General features: G+C 53.7%; 17 protein-coding genes. 12 read left to right on the forward strand and 5 right to left on the reverse strand.

Annotated features, from left to right (window positions below):
* Window positions 1-24: 24 nt before the first annotated feature.
* Window positions 25-987 (reverse strand): AEC family transporter, encoded by a 963-nt coding sequence (locus tag FYJ64_RS09375; RefSeq protein WP_407928791.1) that lies wholly within the window; start codon window positions 985-987, stop codon window positions 25-27.
* Window positions 988-1,209: 222 nt separating this feature from the next.
* Here FYJ64_RS09375 and thrH point away from each other — a divergent pair, with 222 nt between their 5' ends.
* Window positions 1,210-1,809, forward strand: a complete 600-nt coding sequence (gene thrH / locus FYJ64_RS09380; RefSeq protein ID WP_154574887.1) for a bifunctional phosphoserine phosphatase/homoserine phosphotransferase ThrH — start codon at window positions 1,210-1,212, stop codon at window positions 1,807-1,809.
* 18 nt (window positions 1,810-1,827) lie between these two features.
* A complete protein-coding gene (locus FYJ64_RS09385) occupies window positions 1,828-2,589 on the forward strand; it encodes a flavin reductase family protein (protein WP_328597006.1) in 762 nt (253 codons plus the stop codon).
* A 149-nt stretch (window positions 2,590-2,738) separates the two neighbouring features.
* Here FYJ64_RS09385 and FYJ64_RS09390 read toward each other — a convergent pair whose 3' ends face one another.
* On the reverse strand, window positions 2,739-3,047 hold the full coding sequence (locus FYJ64_RS09390; RefSeq protein WP_154574888.1) for an AzlD domain-containing protein: 309 nt from the start codon (window positions 3,045-3,047) through the stop codon (window positions 2,739-2,741).
* A complete protein-coding gene (locus tag FYJ64_RS09395; RefSeq protein WP_154574889.1) occupies window positions 3,037-3,780 on the reverse strand; it encodes an AzlC family ABC transporter permease in 744 nt (247 codons plus the stop codon). Before FYJ64_RS09395 ends, FYJ64_RS09390 begins: the two co-directional genes overlap by 11 nt.
* 210 nt (window positions 3,781-3,990) lie before the next feature.
* Between FYJ64_RS09395 and FYJ64_RS09400 the strand changes: the two genes are divergently transcribed.
* Window positions 3,991-4,881: a LysR family transcriptional regulator gene (locus FYJ64_RS09400; protein WP_154574890.1), complete on the forward strand. Its 891-nt coding sequence runs from the start codon at window positions 3,991-3,993 to the stop codon at window positions 4,879-4,881.
* 46 nt (window positions 4,882-4,927) lie between these two features.
* Here the strand turns inward: FYJ64_RS09400 and FYJ64_RS09405 are convergent, their stop codons facing one another.
* Window positions 4,928-6,082, reverse strand: a complete 1,155-nt coding sequence (locus tag FYJ64_RS09405) for a patatin-like phospholipase family protein (RefSeq protein WP_154574891.1) — start codon at window positions 6,080-6,082, stop codon at window positions 4,928-4,930.
* A gap of 66 nt (window positions 6,083-6,148) precedes the next feature.
* On the opposite strand from FYJ64_RS09405, the gene FYJ64_RS09410 reads away from it, so the two are divergent.
* From FYJ64_RS09410 to FYJ64_RS09430, 5 genes are all read left to right on the forward strand, one after another.
* Complete coding sequence (locus tag FYJ64_RS09410; RefSeq protein WP_154574892.1) at window positions 6,149-6,871, forward strand: NAD-dependent protein deacylase; 723 nt, start codon at window positions 6,149-6,151, stop codon at window positions 6,869-6,871.
* Entirely contained in the window at window positions 6,868-7,665 is a 798-nt protein-coding gene (surE, locus tag FYJ64_RS09415; protein WP_154574893.1) for a 5'/3'-nucleotidase SurE, read from the forward strand. Before FYJ64_RS09410 ends, surE begins: the two co-directional genes overlap by 4 nt.
* Window positions 7,666-7,892: 227 nt before the next feature.
* Complete coding sequence (locus FYJ64_RS09420) at window positions 7,893-9,080, forward strand: acetyl-CoA C-acetyltransferase (RefSeq protein WP_154574894.1); 1,188 nt, start codon at window positions 7,893-7,895, stop codon at window positions 9,078-9,080.
* A 202-nt stretch (window positions 9,081-9,282) separates the two neighbouring features.
* Window positions 9,283-10,308 carry a polysaccharide deacetylase family protein gene (locus FYJ64_RS09425; protein WP_206045626.1) on the forward strand — a complete coding sequence of 342 codons (1,026 nt, stop codon included), beginning with the start codon at window positions 9,283-9,285 and terminating at the stop codon, window positions 10,306-10,308.
* A gap of 96 nt (window positions 10,309-10,404) precedes the next feature.
* Entirely contained in the window at window positions 10,405-10,911 is a 507-nt protein-coding gene (locus tag FYJ64_RS09430) for an albumin-binding GA domain-containing protein (protein WP_154574896.1), read from the forward strand.
* A gap of 104 nt (window positions 10,912-11,015) precedes the next feature.
* Here FYJ64_RS09430 and FYJ64_RS09435 read toward each other — a convergent pair whose 3' ends face one another.
* Window positions 11,016-11,696, reverse strand: a complete 681-nt coding sequence (locus FYJ64_RS09435) for an ATP-binding protein (protein ID WP_154574897.1) — start codon at window positions 11,694-11,696, stop codon at window positions 11,016-11,018.
* 386 nt (window positions 11,697-12,082) lie between these two features.
* Here FYJ64_RS09435 and FYJ64_RS09440 point away from each other — a divergent pair, with 386 nt between their 5' ends.
* The 4 genes from FYJ64_RS09440 (at window position 12,083) to FYJ64_RS09455 (ending at window position 20,851) form a co-directional block, all read left to right on the forward strand.
* Window positions 12,083-13,681, forward strand: a complete 1,599-nt coding sequence (locus tag FYJ64_RS09440) for a hypothetical protein (RefSeq protein ID WP_154574898.1) — start codon at window positions 12,083-12,085, stop codon at window positions 13,679-13,681.
* Between the two features lie 33 nt (window positions 13,682-13,714).
* Entirely contained in the window at window positions 13,715-15,925 is a 2,211-nt protein-coding gene (locus FYJ64_RS09445; RefSeq protein WP_206045627.1) for a zinc ribbon domain-containing protein, read from the forward strand.
* Between the two features lie 43 nt (window positions 15,926-15,968).
* A complete protein-coding gene (locus FYJ64_RS09450) occupies window positions 15,969-18,839 on the forward strand; it encodes a UPF0182 family membrane protein (RefSeq protein ID WP_154574900.1) in 2,871 nt (956 codons plus the stop codon).
* A 92-nt stretch (window positions 18,840-18,931) separates the two neighbouring features.
* Window positions 18,932-20,851 carry a type I glutamate--ammonia ligase gene (locus FYJ64_RS09455; RefSeq protein WP_154574901.1) on the forward strand — a complete coding sequence of 640 codons (1,920 nt, stop codon included), beginning with the start codon at window positions 18,932-18,934 and terminating at the stop codon, window positions 20,849-20,851.
* Window positions 20,852-20,857 lie beyond the last annotated feature (6 nt).

A 20,857-nucleotide genomic window follows, 5' to 3' on the forward strand; every position in this document is an offset into this window, starting at 1 on the left:
ACAGGCGCCGACGAAGCTCCGGACTCAGAGCAGTCCGAGGGTTTTCAACACGAAAAGCCAGCCTGTCAGCGTGAACGCGGAGAAAAATGTTGTCAGCATCACTGTGCTGGAGGTCAGTGTACCCTCGTGCCCCATTTCGCGCGCCATGACGTAGCAGCTGACGGTGCTGCAGGAACAGCACATAATCAGAATTGCGACGAGCCTGTCCTGCCGAAATCCCAGTGTGACGGCGAGGGGAACAAAAATCAGTCCCAGTCCGATGAGCTTGATGAACGCACCGAGTCCGGCGGTTCGGATGCCGGAGAGCGCTTTCTGCAGATTAAAGGATGCGCCCATGGCCATGATGCCGAGAGGCGTAGCCAGCCGGGCCAGATTTTGTACGGTATGATCAAGGATGTTCCCCATGGGCAGGCGCAGCACGGACCACAAAAGACCGGCGAATATCCCGATCAGAATCGGATTGGTGATGATCCCGACCGCCGTTTTTCTCACCTGCGCCCGATTCATTCCAGTCCGTTTCATTTTGTTCCTCTCCGGCGTGAAAATCGTAAGAACGACTACAGCAGCCGCATTATACAGTGGAACCGCGCCCAGCATCATCAGCGGGGTCATGCCGGAGGTTCCGTAAAGGTTGGTGACCAGGGAAACCCCCAGGATGGCGGCGCTGCTGCGGTAGCTGACCTGAATGAATTCGCCCTGAACGCGCCGGTCCCTCAGCAGACAGGAGATGGCGACGCACAGCAGGATGGAGACCAGAGTCGCCAGAAAACAGAAAAGCACGAACCGCAGATCCCAGACGCGGCCGAAGTCTTCGCTGCACAGATCGTAGAACACCAGTGCCGGCAGAGCCACCCTGAATACAAAAGAATTCATTTTCGAAACAAAAGCATCATCAAATATTCCTATGCGCATAAAAAACATCCCCAGGAGCATGAGTAAAAATATGGGGACGACAGCGTTCAGACAGAAGATGAGGTTGTTCAGCATTTCATGCTCCTTTTTCTACAGATTAAACACGGTATTTTTCTTAGTCTATTATAGCGGCAAAGAGCATAATGTCAACGGATCTATATGGAATCGGAAACTGCGTGCCTTGGTCCCGTGTGATTCCGTCATTTCAACAGTTGCCATCACGCTCTTACAGGAGTATAATATTGAATCTGAAAAGAAAAATCCGCTGATGAATCCATCAATAGAAAGGGGAGACTTATGAATATTGTTTGCTTGGATATGGAGGGAGTGCTGGTTCCGGAAATCTGGATCGCATTTGCAGAGGAGACCGGAATTCCGGAGCTGAAAAGAACCACGCGGGATGAACCGGACTATAACAAACTGATGCGTTATCGCCTGGACATCCTGAAGGAGCACGGCCTGGGTCTGAAAGAAATTCAGGAAACCATCGGTAAAATCGATCCGCTGCCCGGAGCACGGGAATTTCTGGATGAACTGCGCCAGACCACGCAGGTGATTATCCTCAGCGACACCTTCGAGCAGTTCGCCAAACCGCTGATGGAAAAACTGAACTGGCCCACCATTATGTGCAACACGCTGGAGGTCGCGCCGGACGGTGAAATTACAGATTTCCATATGAGGGTGGAAAACTCCAAACTCAGTACTGTGAAGGCGCTGCAGTCTATCGGATATGAAACCATCGCGAGTGGAGACAGTCATAACGACCTGGCGATGATTCAGGCGAGCAAAGCCGGATTCCTGTTCCGCAGCACAGACGCCATCAAAGCAGAGCATCCGGAACTCCCGGCATATGAAGAGTTCAACGATCTCCTGGCAGCCATCAAGGCGGCGCTTTAGTTTTTGCGGAGGCAGCAGATGATGCAGAAGTCGAAGTCCTCCCGAAATCCGCGGAAGGCAAAGAAGCCGAAAGGCTCACCGACACTGAAGGAACCGCAATGTTCACAGGCACCGAAGAAGTCGACGGCTCGTCAGGATTCACGAGATACGCGGACAGACAGGGTGGTCAGAAAGGTGACGATGAAGCCGGGAACAATGCTGAATCCGGTACCGGTTGTGCTGGTTTCCTGTGCTGCCGACGGAAAACAGAATCTGATTACCATTGCCTGGACCGGCATCGTCAATTCCGAGCCGCCCACGACCTACATTTCGGTGCGGAAATCCCGTTATTCACATGAGTTAATCCGCCGAAGCGGCGAATTCGTTATTAATCTGGCGACGGAGTCGATTGCGGAAAAGGTGGATTTCTGCGGCGTACGCTCCGGGAGGGATGTGGATAAATTTGCGGAGTGCGGTTTCACGCCGGTTCCGTCGGATCAGGTTTCCGCGCCGCTTGTGGCGGAATCGCCGGTGAATCTGGAGTGCGTGGTGCGTGATGTGATTGAGTATCCCAGCCATGATATGTTCGTCGCAGAGATTGTCTGCGTTCACGGGAACAAAAACCTGTTCGGCGAGACCGGGCGGTTTTGTCTGGAAGAGGCCGGTCTCATTGCTTACAGCCACGGGGAATATTTCGGGCTGAAGCCCCGGCCGCTCGGAAGGTTCGGATATTCGGTAATGAAACCGAAAACCTGCCGCCGTATCCGGCGGGAGCAGAGGAACTCGCGAAAGCGCAGATAATTCCCGGGCACGGCCAGAGCTGCATATCAGCAGGCTCAGTCGCAGCGGGAGCCCGGACTGACGGCAGGCGTATGCCGTACAGTCGAAACGGAATGAAAAAGAATCGAAAAGATGCGGACAAAACGTTCCGCATCTTTTTCGTACCGGAATTAAATCACGATCAGCTCCAGAATGAATACAGTCAGACAGCTCATCCCTGCAACCAGAAACAGGCTTGCGCCGAACCAGGCGGCGAGAATGCCGACGATCATGGCTGCTGCACCGGAAAGAGGTGACTGGGTTGCGGTAAGGATAGCCGGGAATGTCATGACTGCCAGGGTCACATAAGGCACATAATACAGGAATGATTGAAAAAACTGATTTTCTATGGGGCGGCGGATCAGCGTGACCGGAAGAACCCGGCAGGCTGCCGTTGCCAGAGCCATGACGGCGATATAAATGTAAATATTATGCTGCATTTCCGGGGTCCTCCTTATTTACGGCCGCAGTTTTTTTTTTCACCGGGAAGGCGATGGCTGCGATAGCAGAGATCACCACGGTCAGAATGATTGTTCTGTTTCCCGCGGACAGCTCTTTCACCATCGGAAGCTGCGATGCGGCGTAACTGCTCGCGAAGCTGACGGCAACAAAAGCGCAGACGATTTTGTCTCTGCGTGCGGGCGGGATGATAACCGACAGGAACATTCCGTAGAGCGCGACACTCAGAGCACTGACAAGCCGCATAGGGAGAAGATTGCCCATGACGATTCCGAGTGCGGTTCCCACCGACCACATAGGCGCTGCGACCGTCCACGCCCCCAGCATATAGAAGGGATTGACACTGCCCGGACGGGCGATGGTGATGCCGAAGATCTCATCGGTAATGCACAGCCCGGTAATCAGCCGCTTCATCGGCGAGGTGTTTTCCGGGAGTCGCTGGTTCAGCGCGAATCCCATCAGAAGATAGCGCAGGTTGGTAATCAGAGTCATGACTGCCAGCTGAAACAGGGTGGCGTTTGCCGCGTACAAAGTAAAACCTATGTATTGTCCTGCGGAGGCGTAGGTCGTATAGCTTGCCAGAAAGCCCTGGAATGCGTTGAAACCGCAGTCTCTGGCGGTGATGCCGAGAGAAAAAGAAACGGCGAAGTATCCCAGCGCGATGGGGATGCCGTGACGCATGCCCTGCAGGAAAACAGCCCGGTTGGATTCCATTCAGATCAACTCCTTAACAGTAATTCTGCCTACAACTATAACACCGGCATTGACATAAGTAAAATTCATTTATATTATATTTACATAAGTAAAACTTATGTTATTGTGATTATATGTACTCATGAGCACTGTGAGTGCGGTATGATACACTAAGAAGTGCTGCGGGTGCGGTACTTGTGGAGAGATGCCCGGGAGTGAGGAGGCAAGACGATGAATGCACTGTCGAAAAGCCGGATTTTCTGCCGCGTGATGGAGAAGGGCAGTTTTACCGGAGTTGCGGAGGAGATCGGCTACTCTCAGAGTGCGGTCAGCCAGATAATAAGAGGCCTTGAGAAGGAACTGGGGACACAGCTGATTGAGCGGCGCAGGGAAGGGATTCGTCTGACGCCGGATGGCGTTCAGTATTTTCCGTATCTGCAGGCGATCTGCGGGGCGGAGGATGCGCTGGAGCGAAAGCGGAGAGAAATGCAGGGACTGGAAAACAGCATGATACGCATTCTTACATTTACGAGTGTCAGCCGCAACATACTTCCGCCGATGATGAAAAAATTCAGACAGGAATATCCCGGAGTTGATTTTCAGCTTAAGCAGGGAGATTATACCTCCATACGCAGAGATATTGTGAACGGCGAGGCGGATTTCGGATTTATGAGCACCGGAGACGCCAGTTATACAGACGTCAGAACTCATGTGCTCTATGAAGACGGAATGGTTGCGGTGCTGCCTGCAGGGCATCCGCTGACCGCCCGGAAGAGCGTGTCTTTGACGGAGCTGGCAAAGGAGCCCTTTATACTGCTGAATGAAGGCGAGGATTATAATACGGTGGAAACAGGATTTGCCCGGTACGGCCTTAAACCTCGCATCGAGTACGATGTGTATGATGATTATACGATTCTGGCGATGATCCGGCAGGGCTTCGGAGTGTCTATCCTGTTTCGGAAGGTCATCCAGGGATTTGAGAAAAATGTAGAGATCCGGGAGATCGATGAGCCGTTGAGCCGCACGGTTGCGCTGGTATGGCGGGACTGGAATACCATGCCGCTGGCGTCGCGGCGCTTTGCGGATTTCATTATTCGTCACATCCAAGATTATAACGGTTAACCGGCGTCCGCGGCTCCGGCGCCGCGGACGGTCTGTAGGCCGCAGATCATGCAAGCCCCGCCTGAATCAGGAACTTTGCACCGGCCAGTTCCCTGTGCAGGAGACGGGCGATATGGCGGTGCCGGAGCAGGCTGTCGCCCTGATGGTTTTTCAGATAATCGGCGATGGTCAGGGTCAGGGTCTTGCGGTTGGCGGCATCAGCGACATCCCGAAGAATGTCCTTAGCTCCGGCGGGATCAAGGTTTCGCAGGGTATTCAGAGACAAAATATGATCTGTCCGGACTGCGATATCCACATCGGCCCGCGCTGCGGCGACAGCGTCCGCCAGGCGATCCAGAAAATGCTCCCTGCCGTACAGCACCAGAGGATCCAGTTCGAAAATCTGGGCGCAGGCGTCCGCATTACGGAGCGTTTTTTTGTCGAAGGAGCCTTTGATAAATGTGAAGAATTCTCCGTCGTACACGCCGAATTCCTTCATGGCGTGCTGATATCCCAGACGTACCGTTCGCCTGGAGTTTTCAGGGTCGAAGACCAGAAAATCCCCAAGATCCCATTTGCTCCGGATCAGGCGGACGCCGGGTACACCTTCCGCCTGTTTCGGAAAATACCGTCCGGGGGCGTTCATGTAGACGGCGACGCATGAGGCAGCGCCGTGCTCCTGTGCCATGGGAACCGGTAGATTATTGGTGTATCCGCCGTCGATGTATTTGTGCCCGTCGATCTCATGGTACTGAACGGCAGGGAAGGCGGAAGCGGATGCTATGATGTAGTCTGCCAGCCGGCCCCTCGGAATGTCGCCGATCCAGAAGGGGCAGCCTTTCATGGAAGGAATTTCAGTCGTCAGAAGTCCCATCTCTATAGACGAACGGCGCACTGCCTCTTCGTCCAGAAATTCCCGGAGAAGTTTCCGGAGTCCGGAGATTCCCGCACCGCCCTGCTTTACAAATTCCTTTGCGAAGTCCTTTGTCGTAGCATGCGGGTCCACATCGAAGATCATGTCTGTTCCCAGACTTTTCCACAGCCCGTACATGCTGTCCGCATCTCCCTGGGCGATCATCGCCGCGTTCAGCGCGCCGACGGAAACGCCGACTACCATATCAAAATGCATATCCAGCTCCGTCAGAGCCTGCCATACTCCGGCCTCGTATGCGCCCCGGGAACCGCCTCCGCCGAGAACAAGCGCTGTTTTATCCTTTTTCATTGATGTTTCTCCTCTATCCGTGATATACTGATAATGCAAGTATACCCGATGAAGGGAGGACAGACAATGGATGAAAGACTAAAAAAGATTATTGACGCGAGCAGCAATATCGTTTTTTTCGGCGGCGCGGGAGTTTCCACGGAAAGCGGAATCCCGGATTTTCGTTCGGAAACCGGACTTTATCACGCACAGAAGGTCTATGGCCATTCGCCGGAGACGATGCTGTCGCATACATTTTACCGGCAGAATCCGGAACTTTTTTTCAGGTACTATAAGGAAAACCTGATCCACACGTCGGCAGAGCCCAACGACGCTCACAAGGCTCTGGCCAAGCTGGAGGCGGACGGTAAGGTGAAAGCCGTCGTGACGCAGAATATCGACGGACTGCATCAGAAGGCGGGGAGTCGGAACGTCTATGAACTTCACGGCAGTGTACAGCGCAATTACTGTGAAAAATGCGGTAAACCATATTCGCTGGATTACATTCTGGATGAGAGCAACTGCACCGGCGGAGTTCCGAAGTGCAGCTGCGGCGGCACGGTCAAGCCGGATGTGGTTCTGTACGAGGAGGCGCTGAACGAGGATGTGATTAACGGCGCAGTTAACGCGATCGCAGCGGCGGATACGCTGATTATCGGCGGAACCTCTCTGGTGGTCTACCCGGCGGCGGGGCTGATCCACTATTTCCGCGGCAGTACCCTGGTTCTGATTAACAAAGACAGTACGCCGTATGATGACAAAGCGGATCTCGTCATTCATGACGCGATCGGAAAGGTGATGAAGCTGTGAATATCCTTGTGGTAAACGACGACGGAATCCGGTCTCCGGGGATTGCGCATCTGGTGAGGGCGCTGTCGGAACGGGCGGACGTATATGTCGCTGCACCTGAGGGGCAGAGGAGCGGAGCCAGCCAGGCCATCACCATAAGTGAAGAGATATTTGTCCGACCCGTTGAGTTCCCCTGCGCAGAGGCCGCATATGAGGTCGCCGGAACTCCGGCGGACTGTACCAAAATCGGACTTCAGTTTTTTGGCGAACAGGGGATCGCGATGGACATGGTCTACTCCGGAATCAACTTCGGCAGTAATCTCGGCATGGATACTCTTTACTCCGGTACTGTGGGAGCGGCGATGGAGGGTGCACTGACGGGGGTGCATTCCGTGGCCGTGTCGGTGGACAGTCACGAGGCAAGGCATTTTGACGCAGCCTGCGATCTGGCGCTGGATGTGATGTCCTTTGTGCGTACAAAGACAAGCCCGGCTACGGTTCTGAACATCAATGTTCCGGATCAGCCCAGGGAAAAGATAAAAGGAGTGCGCTTTACCCGGCTGGGCGGAAGATATTACCGCGACATCTTTGTACCGACTGAAGGCGGAGGATATAAAATGGAGGGAACTCCGGACGCTGTGGCAGATGACAGAAAACTGCTGGATGTGACTGCATTGGCCGAGGGTTATGCATCTATTACCCCTCTTGCAGTGGACAATACTCGGCTGGATATGATGACGCCTCTCGCAGAGGCGGGCTTCGGGATCCGGCGCAGAGCAGAGATGTCTTCCGGACGGACTTTGAAAAGTTCTTAGGAGGTGTCAGCCGGATCCGCCGCAGAATAACCTGCAGGATCCGCGGAAAAGCCGGCGCAAGGAGTGGAAAAAACGCGGAGAGAGCCGCTGCAGAAACGGGGGCAGACATCGAGAGAATATGGTTGCTTTTTGTTCAGCACTGTTGTAGAATGAAAGTGACAAAGATTTAACAAAATCCTGATTGAATTGCCAAATGGCTTTTTAAATAACAAGGAGGTACACTTAATATGAAAGATGTAGTAATCGTAGGCGCTGCGAGAACAGCGATCGGAACCTTTGGCGGAACTCTGAAGGACGTTCCCGCAAGAACTCTTGGTGCCGTTGTAATTAAAGAAGCAATTAAAAGAGCAGGCATCGAGGCGGATCAGGTGGAAGAAGTCATCATGGGCGACGTGCTTCAGGGCGGCCTCGGCCAGAACGTTGCGAGACAGATGTCGTTGGATGCGGGAGTTCCCAAGGAAGTACCTGCGATGACAATCAATAAGGTCTGCGGATCCGGACTGAGAGCAGTTGAACTGGCGGCTCAGATCATCAAGGCCGGCGATGCTGACATCATCGTTGCCGGCGGAGCGGAGAATATGTCCGCGACTGCTTATGCACTTCCGAAGGCAAGATGGGGAGCCAGAATGTTCGACGGAAAGATGGTCGACATGATGGTCAACGACGGTCTGTGGGATGCGTTCAACAACTATCACATGGGTATGACCGCCGAGAACGTTGCGGAGCAGTGGGGACTGACCAGAGAAGAGCTGGACGAGTTCTCACTGAAATCCCAGCAGAAGGCAGAGGCCGCGATTAAGGGCGGCAAGTTCAAGGACGAGATCGTTCCGGTTGAGGTTCCGCAGAGAAAGGGCGATCCGATCGTCTTCGACACTGACGAGCATCCCAAGTTCGGTTCCACAATTGAGAAGATGGCCAAACTGAAGCCGGCGTTTAAGAAGGACGGCGGAATCGTTACAGCGGCCAACGCTTCCGGAATCAACGATTCCGGCGCTGCAGTCGTCGTTATGTCCGCGGACAAAGCCAAGGAGCTGGGCCTGAAGCCGCTGGTCAAGATCGTAAGCTATGCTTCCGCAGGCGTCGATCCGAAGATCATGGGTGTCGGACCGGTTCCGGCTTCCAAGAAGGCTCTGGAGAAGGCAGGCCTGTCCATCGCGGATATGGATCTGTACGAGGCAAACGAAGCGTTTGCGGCGCAGTCTGTAGCGGTTGGCAAGGAACTGGGATTCGATCCTGAGAAACTGAATGTAAACGGCGGCGCAATCGCGCTCGGCCACCCGATCGGAGCTTCCGGCTGCAGAATTCTGATCACTCTGATCTATGAGATGCTGAGAAGAGACGATGCGAACAAAGGACTGGCGACGCTCTGCATCGGCGGCGGCATGGGAACCGCAGTCGTTGTCGAGAAGTGCTGACCCGGATCATACTGATCGCGCGGCGGCGTCCGCACAGTTGTATCCGTAAACCTTTGTTGTCACAAAGAACTTAAAATCCCTGCCCGCGCTGCCGGGCGGGACACAGCCCTGCTGACGCGGGGCTTTTTTATGCGGCCGTTCATCGACATTCACCGTAAACTGTGGTAAAATGAGGCAGGGAGCAAAAGGTGAGGAGAAGAATATGACTGGGAAAAAGCTGACGTTGATTATTGTGTTGCTGTTCGCTCTGACGATCGCGGTCGGAACGCTGGGGGGATATCGGTTCTGGCAGGACAGCCGGAGGGAGCCTGTGATTACCCTCGCGCCGGGAAACGCGGATGCCGGTGCTGTTCATCTGCGGTACGGCGACCGTTACAGAGAACCGGGATATACCGCCAGAGCAGGTGACGGAAGGGATATCACCGGCAGAGTGAAAACGCAGGTGCCGGATATGACGCACGTCGGAAAATATACTGTCCGTTACAGTGTGACAGACAGTGCAGGGCATGAGGTTTCGACTGTACGGCAGGTCACGGTTACGTGGCCCGCCCAGACGAAGGCCGGACGGAAACGGGGGCTTGCGGTGCTGATGTATCATGATGTATATGATCCGAAGCGTCCGCCGGCAGGCCTGAATGCGAATATGATTTCAACCACGACATTGGAGGGTGAACTGAAGTATCTCGTGGCGTCGGGGTACTACTTTCCCTCCTGGAACGAGGTTCGGGAATATCTGGATGGAAAAATCGACCTGCCGGCGAAGAGCGTGGTGCTGACCTTTGACGATGGAACGAAGGGCTTCATTCATCATGCGGCCCCTCTGCTGGAACGCTACAGCGTGCGGGCGACATCCTTTGTGATATGCTCCAAAAATGGCGAGGCTATGGCGAAGAAAAACTACCGCCATATCGATCTGGAATCTCATTCCTACAACATGCACCGGCCGGGTGGAAAAATCGGTCACGGAGGCGTTATGACCGCATTGAGCGATCAGGAACGGTTAGCAGATCTGAAGCGGTCTCAGGAGATCCTGGGCAGCCGGAACGCATTCGCCTATCCCTTTGGAGACTATAACGACGGTTGCAGAAAGTCGGTGAAGAAGGCGGGCTTCAAGGTTGCATTTACGACTGCCTACGGAAAAATCCATCCCGGCGATGATCCGTATCTGCTGAGCCGGGTCAGGGTGAACGGAAATATTTCTCTGGAGACATTCAGAAAAATGATATAAGGTGACTGTGATTTTAGCGATATGATAGCCAAAGGAATGAACTGCGATAAAATTGCAGGAGAACAAAGTACGGTATTCGATTAGGAGGCGAAAGTCATGGAGGAAAACAACAGAACTGAAATCAGCGGCGGCGCGCTGCTTGCGGGCGCGATTGCGCTGGGGGCTGTCGCAGTTGCGGCGGCGTATCGGACACGCGCATTGGACCGTGTCAAGTACCGGTTGAAGAGAGCCATTGAGGCGACGAATCTGAACGCCTTTGAGCAGTCGGATCAGGGCAGGATCCGCAAACTGGTGCGCAAATACATCCGCAGAATTGATAAGGCGAGAACAAAAGAAGGTGCGATGGCGGCCAAGAAGGCGTTTGATGAAGCCGTTGCGGAGATCGGGACATCTGCGAGGAAACTGGCGGATGAAAAACTGGAGGCTCTGGGCGACGTATACGGATATGCGATGGACAAGTATGCCTATCCCGGAGGCGAGAAGGTGAAGAACACCGCCGGAAAATACGTGGACAAAATCAGGGATGCTGCTACCAGAGAAAACGTCAGGGAACTCAGGGATGAATTCCTGTCAAGGGCAGGGCGTGCACTGAAAAAAGACTGAGAAAATGAAAAAAGCCGCGGATCTTCGGATCCCCGGCTTTTTTCTAGACGGATTCGGAGGGAAACACGAACCGAGTCGCGCTGCTGTGCTCCGCAGACCCGCAACTATACTGCCGGTACGTCTTCTTCTGCCAGAATTTCGCCGTCAATGGAAATCGTGATTACGCGGAGGGGGACGGATTTACCGCTGTCCTGAAGAGCCTTGTTCACCGCGACTTCCAGTCCGCCGCAGCACGGGACCTCCATGCGGAGGACCGTCATGCTCCGGATGTCGCTGGAGCGCAGGATTTCCGCCAGCTTCCAGGAGTAGTCTGTGCCGTCCAGTTTCGGGCAGCCGATTAAAGCGACGCGGTTCTGAAGAAAATGCGTGTGGAATCCGGAATACGCGTAGGCGGTGCAGTCTGCAGCGACGAGGAGCTCTGCCCCGTCGAAGTATGGAGCCCGGGACGGGGCCAGACGAATCTGCACCGGCCAGTTGGAGAGTCTGATCGGCGCACCGGAACCGGAAGCCGGGGGAGTGCCGGTGCCCGGAGACCCGGCTTCTGAGGAATTCTTTTTGTTCATTGCGACCGCTTCCGCATCATAGGCAGCCGCTTCCCGTTTCACAAAAGTGATCGCGCCTTCGGGGCAGGCGGGAAGACAATCTCCCAGACCGTCGCAGTAATCGTCCCGGAGTAGTTTCGCCTTTCCGTCCACAATGCCGATGGCTCCTTCATGACACGCTTCGGCACAGATCCCGCACCCGTTACATTTGTGCTCGTCGATACGGATAATTGTTCGTTTCATTCTCCCGACTCCTTTCACTTTAATAACTCTGCTGTAATGCGTGCTCAGCCACCGAATATGCCTGAAATATCAATAGTACGGAAGCACAGAGCTCATATCCGATTGACCGCTTTCAGCGCTCCTTAAGTCCGACGGGGACTTAAGGAGTCGACACTACTATAACAAAAAAAGAGACGAAACAGCGTTGCAAATGTTACAAAAAAATTTTTTTATGTTTTTTTTCAGTGAGAGGAACACGCTGAAAAATGCTCTGAAACGTCGGGGTCTTCCGTTTTTTTGTATCTTTAGAGGGTTTGGATTTGCCATATCATGAGATTTATTGTATAATAATGTGAAATATAGTCAGAAGGAAGGGACAATACATGCTAGATTCAAGCACAGCATTGATGTTACTGATATTACTGGGTGTCGTGATTCTTGTGATTCTGGTGATTGCCTTCATGTTTAATATGAAGAAATCAGAGGCTCGGAATGATCAGATACTCGGAGATCTTAATGACTCGATCTCGGAACTTCAGAATAGAATGAACACTGTGGAGGGTGACCGGTCCGCCGTGATCGAGGTTGTTTCTCCCCGGGACACCGTGGAAGAGGCTTCTGACACGGGTGACTGGGTGAACTATTCCCGGTCTTCTGCGGAGGAGCCGCCGAAGGGACGGGAGACACAGCCGGAATATGCGGAACAGTCGAGACAGCTGAAGCCGGAAAACCGTGCGAAACGGAACCCGGATATGACAGGGAGGCCGGAACGGTCCCGCAGGGAAGCGGATACAGAAACCGATACAGATGATTTCTGGTCGCAGTTTGAACGTTCTGATTCGAGGTCGCAATCAAAGAATATGGAAAGGCAGACCATGGAAGGGTACTCTCCGGCGGCGCCGGCAGGAAGAAACCCGGACGTGGATTTTGGTATGTCTGCAGGCAGACATGGCACAGAGGAACGCTCCGGCTCCGGACAGAGCCCTTTGGACCGTCAGATGGAGTCCCGCCGCGGCGCGCATGCCGCACAGAGCGGCGGACTGCTGAACTCCTTCGGATTTGGAAGCCGGAAAGATGATACGATTGTAATCGAACATCGTCCGGAGGAGCAGTGGACAGAGGAAACAGAACCGCGGCAGAGCGCACGGCAATACGAGGATTCACAGAGACAGTCGCAGGCTCCGCAATACGGTGGACAGACGATACAGCAGGAACAGCAGTACGGACAGCAGTACGGCGGTTCACAGAGACAGCCGCAGTCGCAGGCTCCGCAATACGGTGGACAGACGATACAGCAGGAACAGCAGTACGGACAGCAGCAGTACGGCGGTTCACAGAGACAGCCGCAGTCGCAGGCTCCGCAATACGGCGGACAGACGATACAGCAGGAACAGCAGTACGGACAGCAGTACGGCGGTTTACAGAGACAGCCACAGCCGCAGGCTCCGCAATACGGCGGACAGACGATACAGCAGGAACAGCAGTACGGCGGTTCGCAGAGACAGTCGCAGCCGCAGGCTCCGCAATACGGCGGACAGGCGATGCAGCAGCAGTCGTCTCAGTACGGACAGCAATACGGAGATTCACAGAGACAGCCGCAGCCCCAGATGCCGCAATACGGCGGACAGACGATGCAGCAGGGGCAGCCGTACGGAGATTCACAGAGACAGCCGCAGCAGGCTCCGCAATATGGGGGACAGGTTGCGCAGACGCAGGACAGTCAGAGATCTTCTTCGCTGGCCGAGCAGCTGCAGCAGGCGACACAGCGCATGCAGGAAATGGCACAGCAGGCAAGAGATGCGGTTCCGCAGATGGAAACCGCGCGGAAAGATTTGATGGGACAGCGGCCGCAGAGCGCAGTCCGGACACCGTCGGCAGAAAGAACGCCGGATATGACACATCGGACCGCCCGGGACACAGCAAATCATTATGTGGACAGGGAAAGCGGGACTGACAGACAGGGAAGAGTTTATTCTGTTGAGCAATTAAACGAGCAGATTAAATAGATTTAGAGAATTATTGTTATGCAGGAGGCAGATATGATTTGTAAGAATTGCGGACATCTGTTGAACGATGGAGACAGGTTCTGTCCAAATTGCGGCGCAAGGGTCGTGATGGAAGTTCCAGATGCGAAGGAAAAGCCGAGTACTCTCGACGCCCTCGTATCCGGTCTCAATCGGACAACGGAAAAGCGAGAGGGCCCGGTAGAGAAACCGCAGCAGGTCGAAGAGGCTGCTTCGGAGGAAGACACAAAGCCCCGGCATCACTTTCAGTTCGAGGAATTCAACTGGAATCTTGACGGTTATCCCACCGAAGACACCAAAAGGACCGAGGATATCGATTTCAACTGGGAGTCTGTCGTAGATGAACGCGAAAAATCCCGGGCAGCAGAGACTGACAGCGATCAGGAATTACTGAAGGATAAAATCAAATCAGAGAATTCCGGAAAAGATGAGCGGGAGCAGTCCTCCGGCGAAGAGAAAACAGCAGAGGAAGCACATGAGCAGGAACTTGAGGAGATGATTTTCGGGACAAAGGACCGGGAGGGAAATATCTCTGATACGACACGGCTTGATGAGGTTGAGGATCTGGACGATCTGAGCAAGACAACCAGAATCGACAAATTCTATACGTACAACAAGAAAAACGAAGAGTTTCAGGAACTTCTTGACAAGGAATACAACCGTCTGAAAGCTCAGATCGAGGCAGACGCCGCCAGAGATCACGAGGCAGAGGCGGAAAAGACTGAAGCGGACGGGAAAGGCGCAGCGGCAACCGATGCGGAAGCGACAAAGGCAGAGCCGGCAGATTCTCCGGAGCCTTCAGAGACGGAGACCACGAAAGAGTCCTCCGGCGATATCAGCGAGACGCCGGCATGGTTCGGCGGCAGCGGACAGCCAGAAGGAGCTGAGGTATCCTCAGAAGAAGAGTCCTCTGAATTTCCGAAGGAAGAACAGGAAGCGGAGCCCGTCACTCTGCGCAGTGATGTTCCCTCCGGAGAGGGTTTTGAGAAGGAAATCGAATCGGATATTCCGGAATATATCAACAGTTTGGATGCGGGGAATCTGTCGCTGGCCGAACTGCTGAAAGCGCAGACCAGACAGGAAGAAGAATCATGGACGGAACCGGCAGACTCTGTGATGGCGGACATCCCGTCAGACTCGCTGTTCTCGATACCGAATGAGGAAAAGGTGGACGAACTGCTGGACAGAACTCCGGCAGCTGCTGCCGCACCAGCCGCGGAGTCTTCGTCTGAACCTTCCGGATCCGCATTTGGAACGTCGGCGGAGCCTGAGTATAAAGAGCCGGCTGCCCCGCTTTTCGGGACGCAGACGGAGTCCGTTCGGGAAAGCGCGGCAGAGTCCGCATATGAAGGCCCGACCGCCTTCGGCTATGACGCACCGACGGGAAGCGGTTCGACGGCCGAGCAGGAACAGCAGAGTGTGGACGAATTCGAGATTCCCGCGTTTATGAGAAACTCGGGATCAGGAGAGCCCCTTAATGTAATTGAGGACCTGCCGACTGAACCGGCCGCAGGGTATTATGAGCCGCCGCAGCAGGATGTGTCGCAGCAGTATCAGCAGCCGTCGGGTATGCCGCAGCAGGATGTGTCGCAGCAGTATCAGCAGCCGTCGGGTATGCCGCAGCAGGAGATGCCGCAGCAGTATCAGCAGCAGCCGGATATGACACAGCAGGAGATGCCGCAGCCGACACAGCAGCAGGTTCAGTATCTGGGGGTTGCGCTGGCACATCCGCCAAAGGGCATTGTCGCAGAACCGTCGGAAATGAAAGCGCATTCCGCAGCAGAACCGATTACCGGCAATGCAGGATTTGTTCCGCCGGTACAGCATGCGCCGCAGCATGAGACCGCCGGCACGCGCATGAAATCTCCGGAGGCGACTGCACAGCAGGGATATCCGGGCGCGCCGTCTGCAGATGAGGGGACAAACTCTCAGAGCATCGAACAGATGATTCGTGAAGATGAGGCTAATGGAAGAGAGCAGGCTGACAACCGGATCACATTCCAGGATGTGTTCAAGGACGAGATCCAGGCTGAGAAAGAAGACAATAAAAAGAAACCGAAGAAGCATACCGGTCTGAAAATCCTGGCGATTATCCTGTGCGTACTGATCGTGCTGGAGATCATCGTGATCTGCATCAAGACCTTTGCACCGGACAGCGCAGCGTCCGTCGCACTGCAGGATCTGTTCAACGCCGTATACGGCAGACTGTCATCGCTATTCGGATAAACCGGCATCCGGGACAGATCAGCGGATGCTGACAAGCTGAAATATGGAGGAAGATATATTGAAAGGTGCCAAAGTAGAAACAAGAGAAAAGCCGCGCCGACGGCTTAGCGTAATCGTACTGCTTATCGTTATTATCGTTGCGCTGCTGCTTTTGCTGGTCAATTTCATCACGGACTGGATGTGGTTCATAGAAATGAAATATGTCAGCGTGTTTTTCAAGGAGCTGTTCACCCAACTGAAGATCGGAGTTCCGGTCTTCGTGGTGCTTGCGGTGCTGCTGGATTACTATCTGCGCCGCCTGAGGAAAGGCTATTTCGCTCACATTGACTCCCATGAACACACGGACATGAAGCGGCTGGGACGCTACACCAACCTGGTAGCGATTCTGTTCGCTGCATTTATGGCGTTTTATGCCGCCAACAAAATGTGGTTCAAGGTTCTGGAATTTGCCAACAGCACGAAGTTCGGAAAGAAGGATCCGCTGTTTGGAATGGAGATTTCCTTCTACATCTTCAAACTGGATTTCCTCAAGGAGATGAACGAGTTCCTGATCGCGGCCATTCTCCTGATTATCGTGATGACAATCCTGTACTATGCGATTCTCATTACGATGCATTCGCCGGATATTCTGAAAGAGGATGACACTGCGGATTTCACACAGGATGAAGACCGGTACAGCGGAAATTCCAATCCGTTCGGAGGGGACACGCCGTTTGGCAGAGTCTTTGACAACATCAACAATTCCAGACCGCGCAGACCGAAGAGACGGTTTGACGACAATAATTTCAAACAGTTCCTGACCATCGCGTCCCATCAGCTGACCGCGCTCGGCGTGATCTTCTTCCTGATGCTGGCGCTGGACTTCTTCCTGAAGCAGTTCGACCTGCTGCATGCGCACACAGGAGTTGTCTACGGAGCAGGATTTACCGACGTGAACATCACTTTGTGGATGTACCGGGCACTGATTATACTGTCCCTGATCGGAGCGGTTACAACGGCGGTATTCATCCACAAGAAGCAGATTAAGAAGATCTTCACGGTGCCGGTTATCATGATCGGCGTCGGAGTGCTGGGTGTGGTTCTGGCACTGATCGTCCAGAATCTGGTGGTTTCGCCGGACGAGCTTAACAAGGAAAGCAAATATCTGTCCAGAAATATTGAATATACACAATACGCCTACGATCTTGACGATGTGACGACAAAGAACTTCGCGGCGGACGAGAATCTGACCAGCGCGGATATCAGCGATAACAAAGCGACGATTTCCAACATCAGAATCAACGATTACACGCCGGTCAAGACTTTCTATAACCAGACGCAGAGTATCCGTCAGTACTATACGTTCAATGACGTGGACGTGGATCGCTATCAGATTAACGGTGCGCTGACTCAGACCTATCTGTCGACCCGTGAAATCGACGAGAGCAAGATCAGCGATACCTGGCTGAACCGGCACATCAAGTACACCCACGGATACGGTCTTACTTTGTCCAAGGTCAATACCGTGACCGCCAGCGGACAGCCGGACGTACTGGTGAAGAATATTCCGCCGGAGTCCTCCATCAATGAAATCGATATCAAGCAGCCCAGAATTTACTTCGGAGAGCTGACAAACGATTATTCACTGGTGGACACCAGTGAGGACGAATTCGATTATCCGGACGGCAGCGAGAACAAGTACACTAAGTATACCGGTACCGCGGGAATCAAGCTGAATCCATTCGCACGGCTGATGTTCGCCATTCGTGAGAACAGTCTCAAGCTGCTTGTTTCCACGAACCTGAACAGCGATTCCAGAATCATCATTTACAGGAACGTGGAGGAACGGGTTCAGAAGATCATGCCGTACCTCAGTTATGAGGACGACCCCTATGCGGTGACTGCAAACGGCCGGATCTACTGGATCGTGGATGCTTACACAACCAGTTCCTATTACCCGTATTCAGAGCCGTACAGCGGCACTACGGGAACGACGAACTACATCCGCAACTCCATCAAGGTTGTGGTGGATGCATACAACGGCGATGTGAATTACTACATCGTGGACAAGTCGGATCCGATTGCAAAGACCTATAAGAAGATTTATCCGGCGCTGTTCAAGGACTTCGATCAGATGCCGACCGAGCTGCAGTCGCATATCCGGTATCCGAACGCGCTGTTCCAGGTGCAGTCGGACATCTATTCCAGATATCACATGAGCAATGTGAAGGTGTTCTACCAGAACGAGGACCAGTGGGATATCGCCAAGGAGATTTACGGAACAAAGGTTCAGCAGATGACGCCGAACTATTACATCATCAACCTCCCGGGAGAGAAGGATGCGGAGTTCATCAGTTCCATTCCGTTTACGCCGAAAGGGAAACAGAACATGACGGCGCTGATGATCGCCCGGAACGACGGCGACAATTATGGAAAACTGGTGCTGTATCAGTTCCCGAAGAGCAAGACGATATACGGACCGAGACAGGTCGAGGCAATGATTGACCAGAATACGAAGATCTCGCAGGACTTCTCTCTGTGGAGTTCTGCCGGCTCCAAGTACAGCCGCGGAAATCTGTTCGTCATTCCGATCAAGGATTCGTTGCTCTATGTCGAGCCTGTCTATTTGGAAGCGTCCGATTCTTCAATTCCGGAGGTGAAGAGAGTCATCGTCGTATACGGTGACAAGATCTCCTATGAGGCCACACTGGGCGACGCACTGTCTGAACTCTTCGGTTCCAGCGGCGGAGCGGACAAGTCGGATAACGTCAAGAAGGATTCTTCGTCAGACGGAAGCAAGCTCACCAGGAGCGATTACATCAAGAAGGCGCAGGAGGCCTACGACAATGCTCAGGATGCGTTGAAGGACGGCGACTGGAGCGCCTACGGCAAGTATATGGATCAGCTGTCCGATTACCTGGAGAAGCTGTCCTGAGGAAGACGAAAAATAGACAAGTTGAGCTTTGGGACATTCAGTTTGGATGTCCCAAGACTTTTTGATTCACAGAGATGAAACAGAGGTAGAACATGCTGGATTTTGACATTGATAAGATGCTGTTTACGATTCCGCCGGAAAGTCACGACTGCCGCGAGGTCAGAAGAATCCTGGAGGAGCACCCCGAGGTGGAGTTTGTGTCCTTTGTGGGAATCGATATGGGAGGTCACGACACCGATGAGAAAATTCCTGTCAGGGCCTTTCTCGAGGACATGGAGAAGCTGCTGGAGCACGGTGTGCAGACAGACGGCTCCAGCGTCGCGCTGCCGATGATTGCCGACCTGGGAAACGCCAAGGTGGACATCATTCCGGACAAAACCGTAAACTGGTATGTAGACTACAACTATCGCAATGTCTGCGCCAAGTACGGACTTCCGGTGGGAACGCTCCGTATTCCGTCTTTCCTGGTGCATAACGAGACGTTTGAATGCGGTTCTCGTTCCATCCTGCGCAATGCGCTGCGCTATATGAAAGAAGAACTTCGCCGTGAACTTCGCGAGCACCCCTATGTATTCCGGTACATCGAGGGTGCAGACAGCGTGGATGACATTGATGACTTTGTTGTCACAAGCGCCACCGAACTTGAGTTCTGGGTCAGAACCCCGGACGACAAAGGCGACCGGGAGCAGCTTTTCATCGCCCAGACCCTGAAGGAACAGTACTGGAAGCGCACCTACGGAGAAGTTCGCACTGCTCTCGAAGAGACGCTGCTGATCCTGGACAAATACGGGTTCGGCGTTGAGATGGGGCACAAAGAAGTGGGCGGAGTGAAGGCCAGAATGAACAACGGCGGGCACTATAATCACGTCATGGAGCAGCTGGAAATCGACTGGAAATATACCGACGCCATCCAGGCGGCGGACAATGAGAACCAGGTGAAATACGTGGTCCGGGACATCTTTACCCGGCACGGACTGGACGTCACCTTCATGGCGAAGCCCTTTGAGGGCGTTGCCGGAAGCGGAGAGCACACACATATCGGACTGGCGGCAAGACGTAAAGACGGAAAACTGATCAGTCTGTTTGCGCCGCGGAACATGAAGGAGGACTTCATGAGTCCCGTGGGTTTCGGCGCCCTGATGGGAATCCTGAAAAACTATGAGGTCATCAATCCCTTCATCAGTTCATCCAACGATTCTCTGAACCGGCTGAAACCCGGATATGAAGCGCCGGTCTGCATTGTTACTTCTCTCGGGAAAGCGGTGGACAAGCCGTCCCGGAACCGGACCGTTCTGGTGGGTCTGATCCGGGATGTTCACAATCCGATGGCAACCAGATTCGAGCTTCGCGCGCCGAACCCCAAGAGCAACACATACCTGGTGCTGGCCACCTCCTATATGGCTGTTATGGACGGCGTGAAGGCGGTGCTGGAGGCGGAGAGGACACCGAAGGAACTGGAAGCGTCTTTATCGAAAAAATACGGCGAGGAGGACTTCTATCTGGAGAAGGACAGAGAGTACCGCAGCGAGGAGGATGTGTTCGAATATTACACCGAGGAGGAACGGGAAAAACTCTTCGGCAGAGCGCCGGCCACAGTCTGGGAGAATCTGGAGGCCTTCGACCGGTATCCGGAGAAGATTGAGGTGTTCAACCGGGGCAATGTGCTTCCGAATATCCTGTTTGAGTCGTATCGGGAGCAGACCCTGTCCCAGTGGAAACTGGAACTGCACGACCGTCTGATTCCAAACACCATGGGATTTATCCGATCCTGCAGAAAAAGGCACACAGACGAGGATTTCTCAGATTATGATATCAAAAACTGGCTGGAAATCGACAAGATCCGCCACGAGATCGCCAAGGATACTATCACTGACAAATCCCTGCTGACGCAGGCGAAGGAAGCGCTGGACGCCAGGCAGTACGACCGGGCCTCCGCTCTGCAGCTGGAGATCAAGCGCAGAGTCGAGGAACTTACAGCGCTTTACACAAGATATAAAAAGAATTTGTTATAACCGGGG

The organism is Hornefia butyriciproducens (genome assembly GCF_009695915.1).
GTDB classification, from domain to species: domain Bacteria; phylum Bacillota; class Clostridia; order Peptostreptococcales; family Anaerovoracaceae; genus Aminicella; species Aminicella butyriciproducens.

What these genes read in the sequence shown, in the direction of transcription:
- FYJ64_RS09375 (WP_407928791.1), bottom strand. Translation starts at nt 987, where the DNA reads ATGCTGAACAACCTCATCTTCTGTCTGAACGCTGTCGTCCCCATATTT.
- FYJ64_RS09445 (WP_206045627.1), top strand. Translation starts at nt 13,715, where the DNA reads ATGATTTGTAAGAATTGCGGACATCTGTTGAACGATGGAGACAGGTTC.
- FYJ64_RS09390 (WP_154574888.1), bottom strand. Translation starts at nt 3,047, where the DNA reads ATGCAGCATAATATTTACATTTATATCGCCGTCATGGCTCTGGCAACG.
- FYJ64_RS09385 (WP_328597006.1), top strand. Translation starts at nt 1,828, where the DNA reads ATGATGCAGAAGTCGAAGTCCTCCCGAAATCCGCGGAAGGCAAAGAAG.
- FYJ64_RS09455 (WP_154574901.1), top strand. Translation starts at nt 18,932, where the DNA reads ATGCTGGATTTTGACATTGATAAGATGCTGTTTACGATTCCGCCGGAA.
- FYJ64_RS09425 (WP_206045626.1), top strand. Translation starts at nt 9,283, where the DNA reads ATGACTGGGAAAAAGCTGACGTTGATTATTGTGTTGCTGTTCGCTCTG.
- FYJ64_RS09435 (WP_154574897.1), bottom strand. Translation starts at nt 11,696, where the DNA reads ATGAAACGAACAATTATCCGTATCGACGAGCACAAATGTAACGGGTGC.
- FYJ64_RS09420 (WP_154574894.1), top strand. Translation starts at nt 7,893, where the DNA reads ATGAAAGATGTAGTAATCGTAGGCGCTGCGAGAACAGCGATCGGAACC.
- FYJ64_RS09410 (WP_154574892.1), top strand. Translation starts at nt 6,149, where the DNA reads ATGGATGAAAGACTAAAAAAGATTATTGACGCGAGCAGCAATATCGTT.
- thrH (WP_154574887.1), top strand. Translation starts at nt 1,210, where the DNA reads ATGAATATTGTTTGCTTGGATATGGAGGGAGTGCTGGTTCCGGAAATC.
- FYJ64_RS09395 (WP_154574889.1), bottom strand. Translation starts at nt 3,780, where the DNA reads ATGGAATCCAACCGGGCTGTTTTCCTGCAGGGCATGCGTCACGGCATC.
- FYJ64_RS09400 (WP_154574890.1), top strand. Translation starts at nt 3,991, where the DNA reads ATGAATGCACTGTCGAAAAGCCGGATTTTCTGCCGCGTGATGGAGAAG.
- FYJ64_RS09440 (WP_154574898.1), top strand. Translation starts at nt 12,083, where the DNA reads ATGTTACTGATATTACTGGGTGTCGTGATTCTTGTGATTCTGGTGATT.
- FYJ64_RS09405 (WP_154574891.1), bottom strand. Translation starts at nt 6,082, where the DNA reads ATGAAAAAGGATAAAACAGCGCTTGTTCTCGGCGGAGGCGGTTCCCGG.
- FYJ64_RS09430 (WP_154574896.1), top strand. Translation starts at nt 10,405, where the DNA reads ATGGAGGAAAACAACAGAACTGAAATCAGCGGCGGCGCGCTGCTTGCG.
- FYJ64_RS09450 (WP_154574900.1), top strand. Translation starts at nt 15,969, where the DNA reads ATGGAGGAAGATATATTGAAAGGTGCCAAAGTAGAAACAAGAGAAAAG.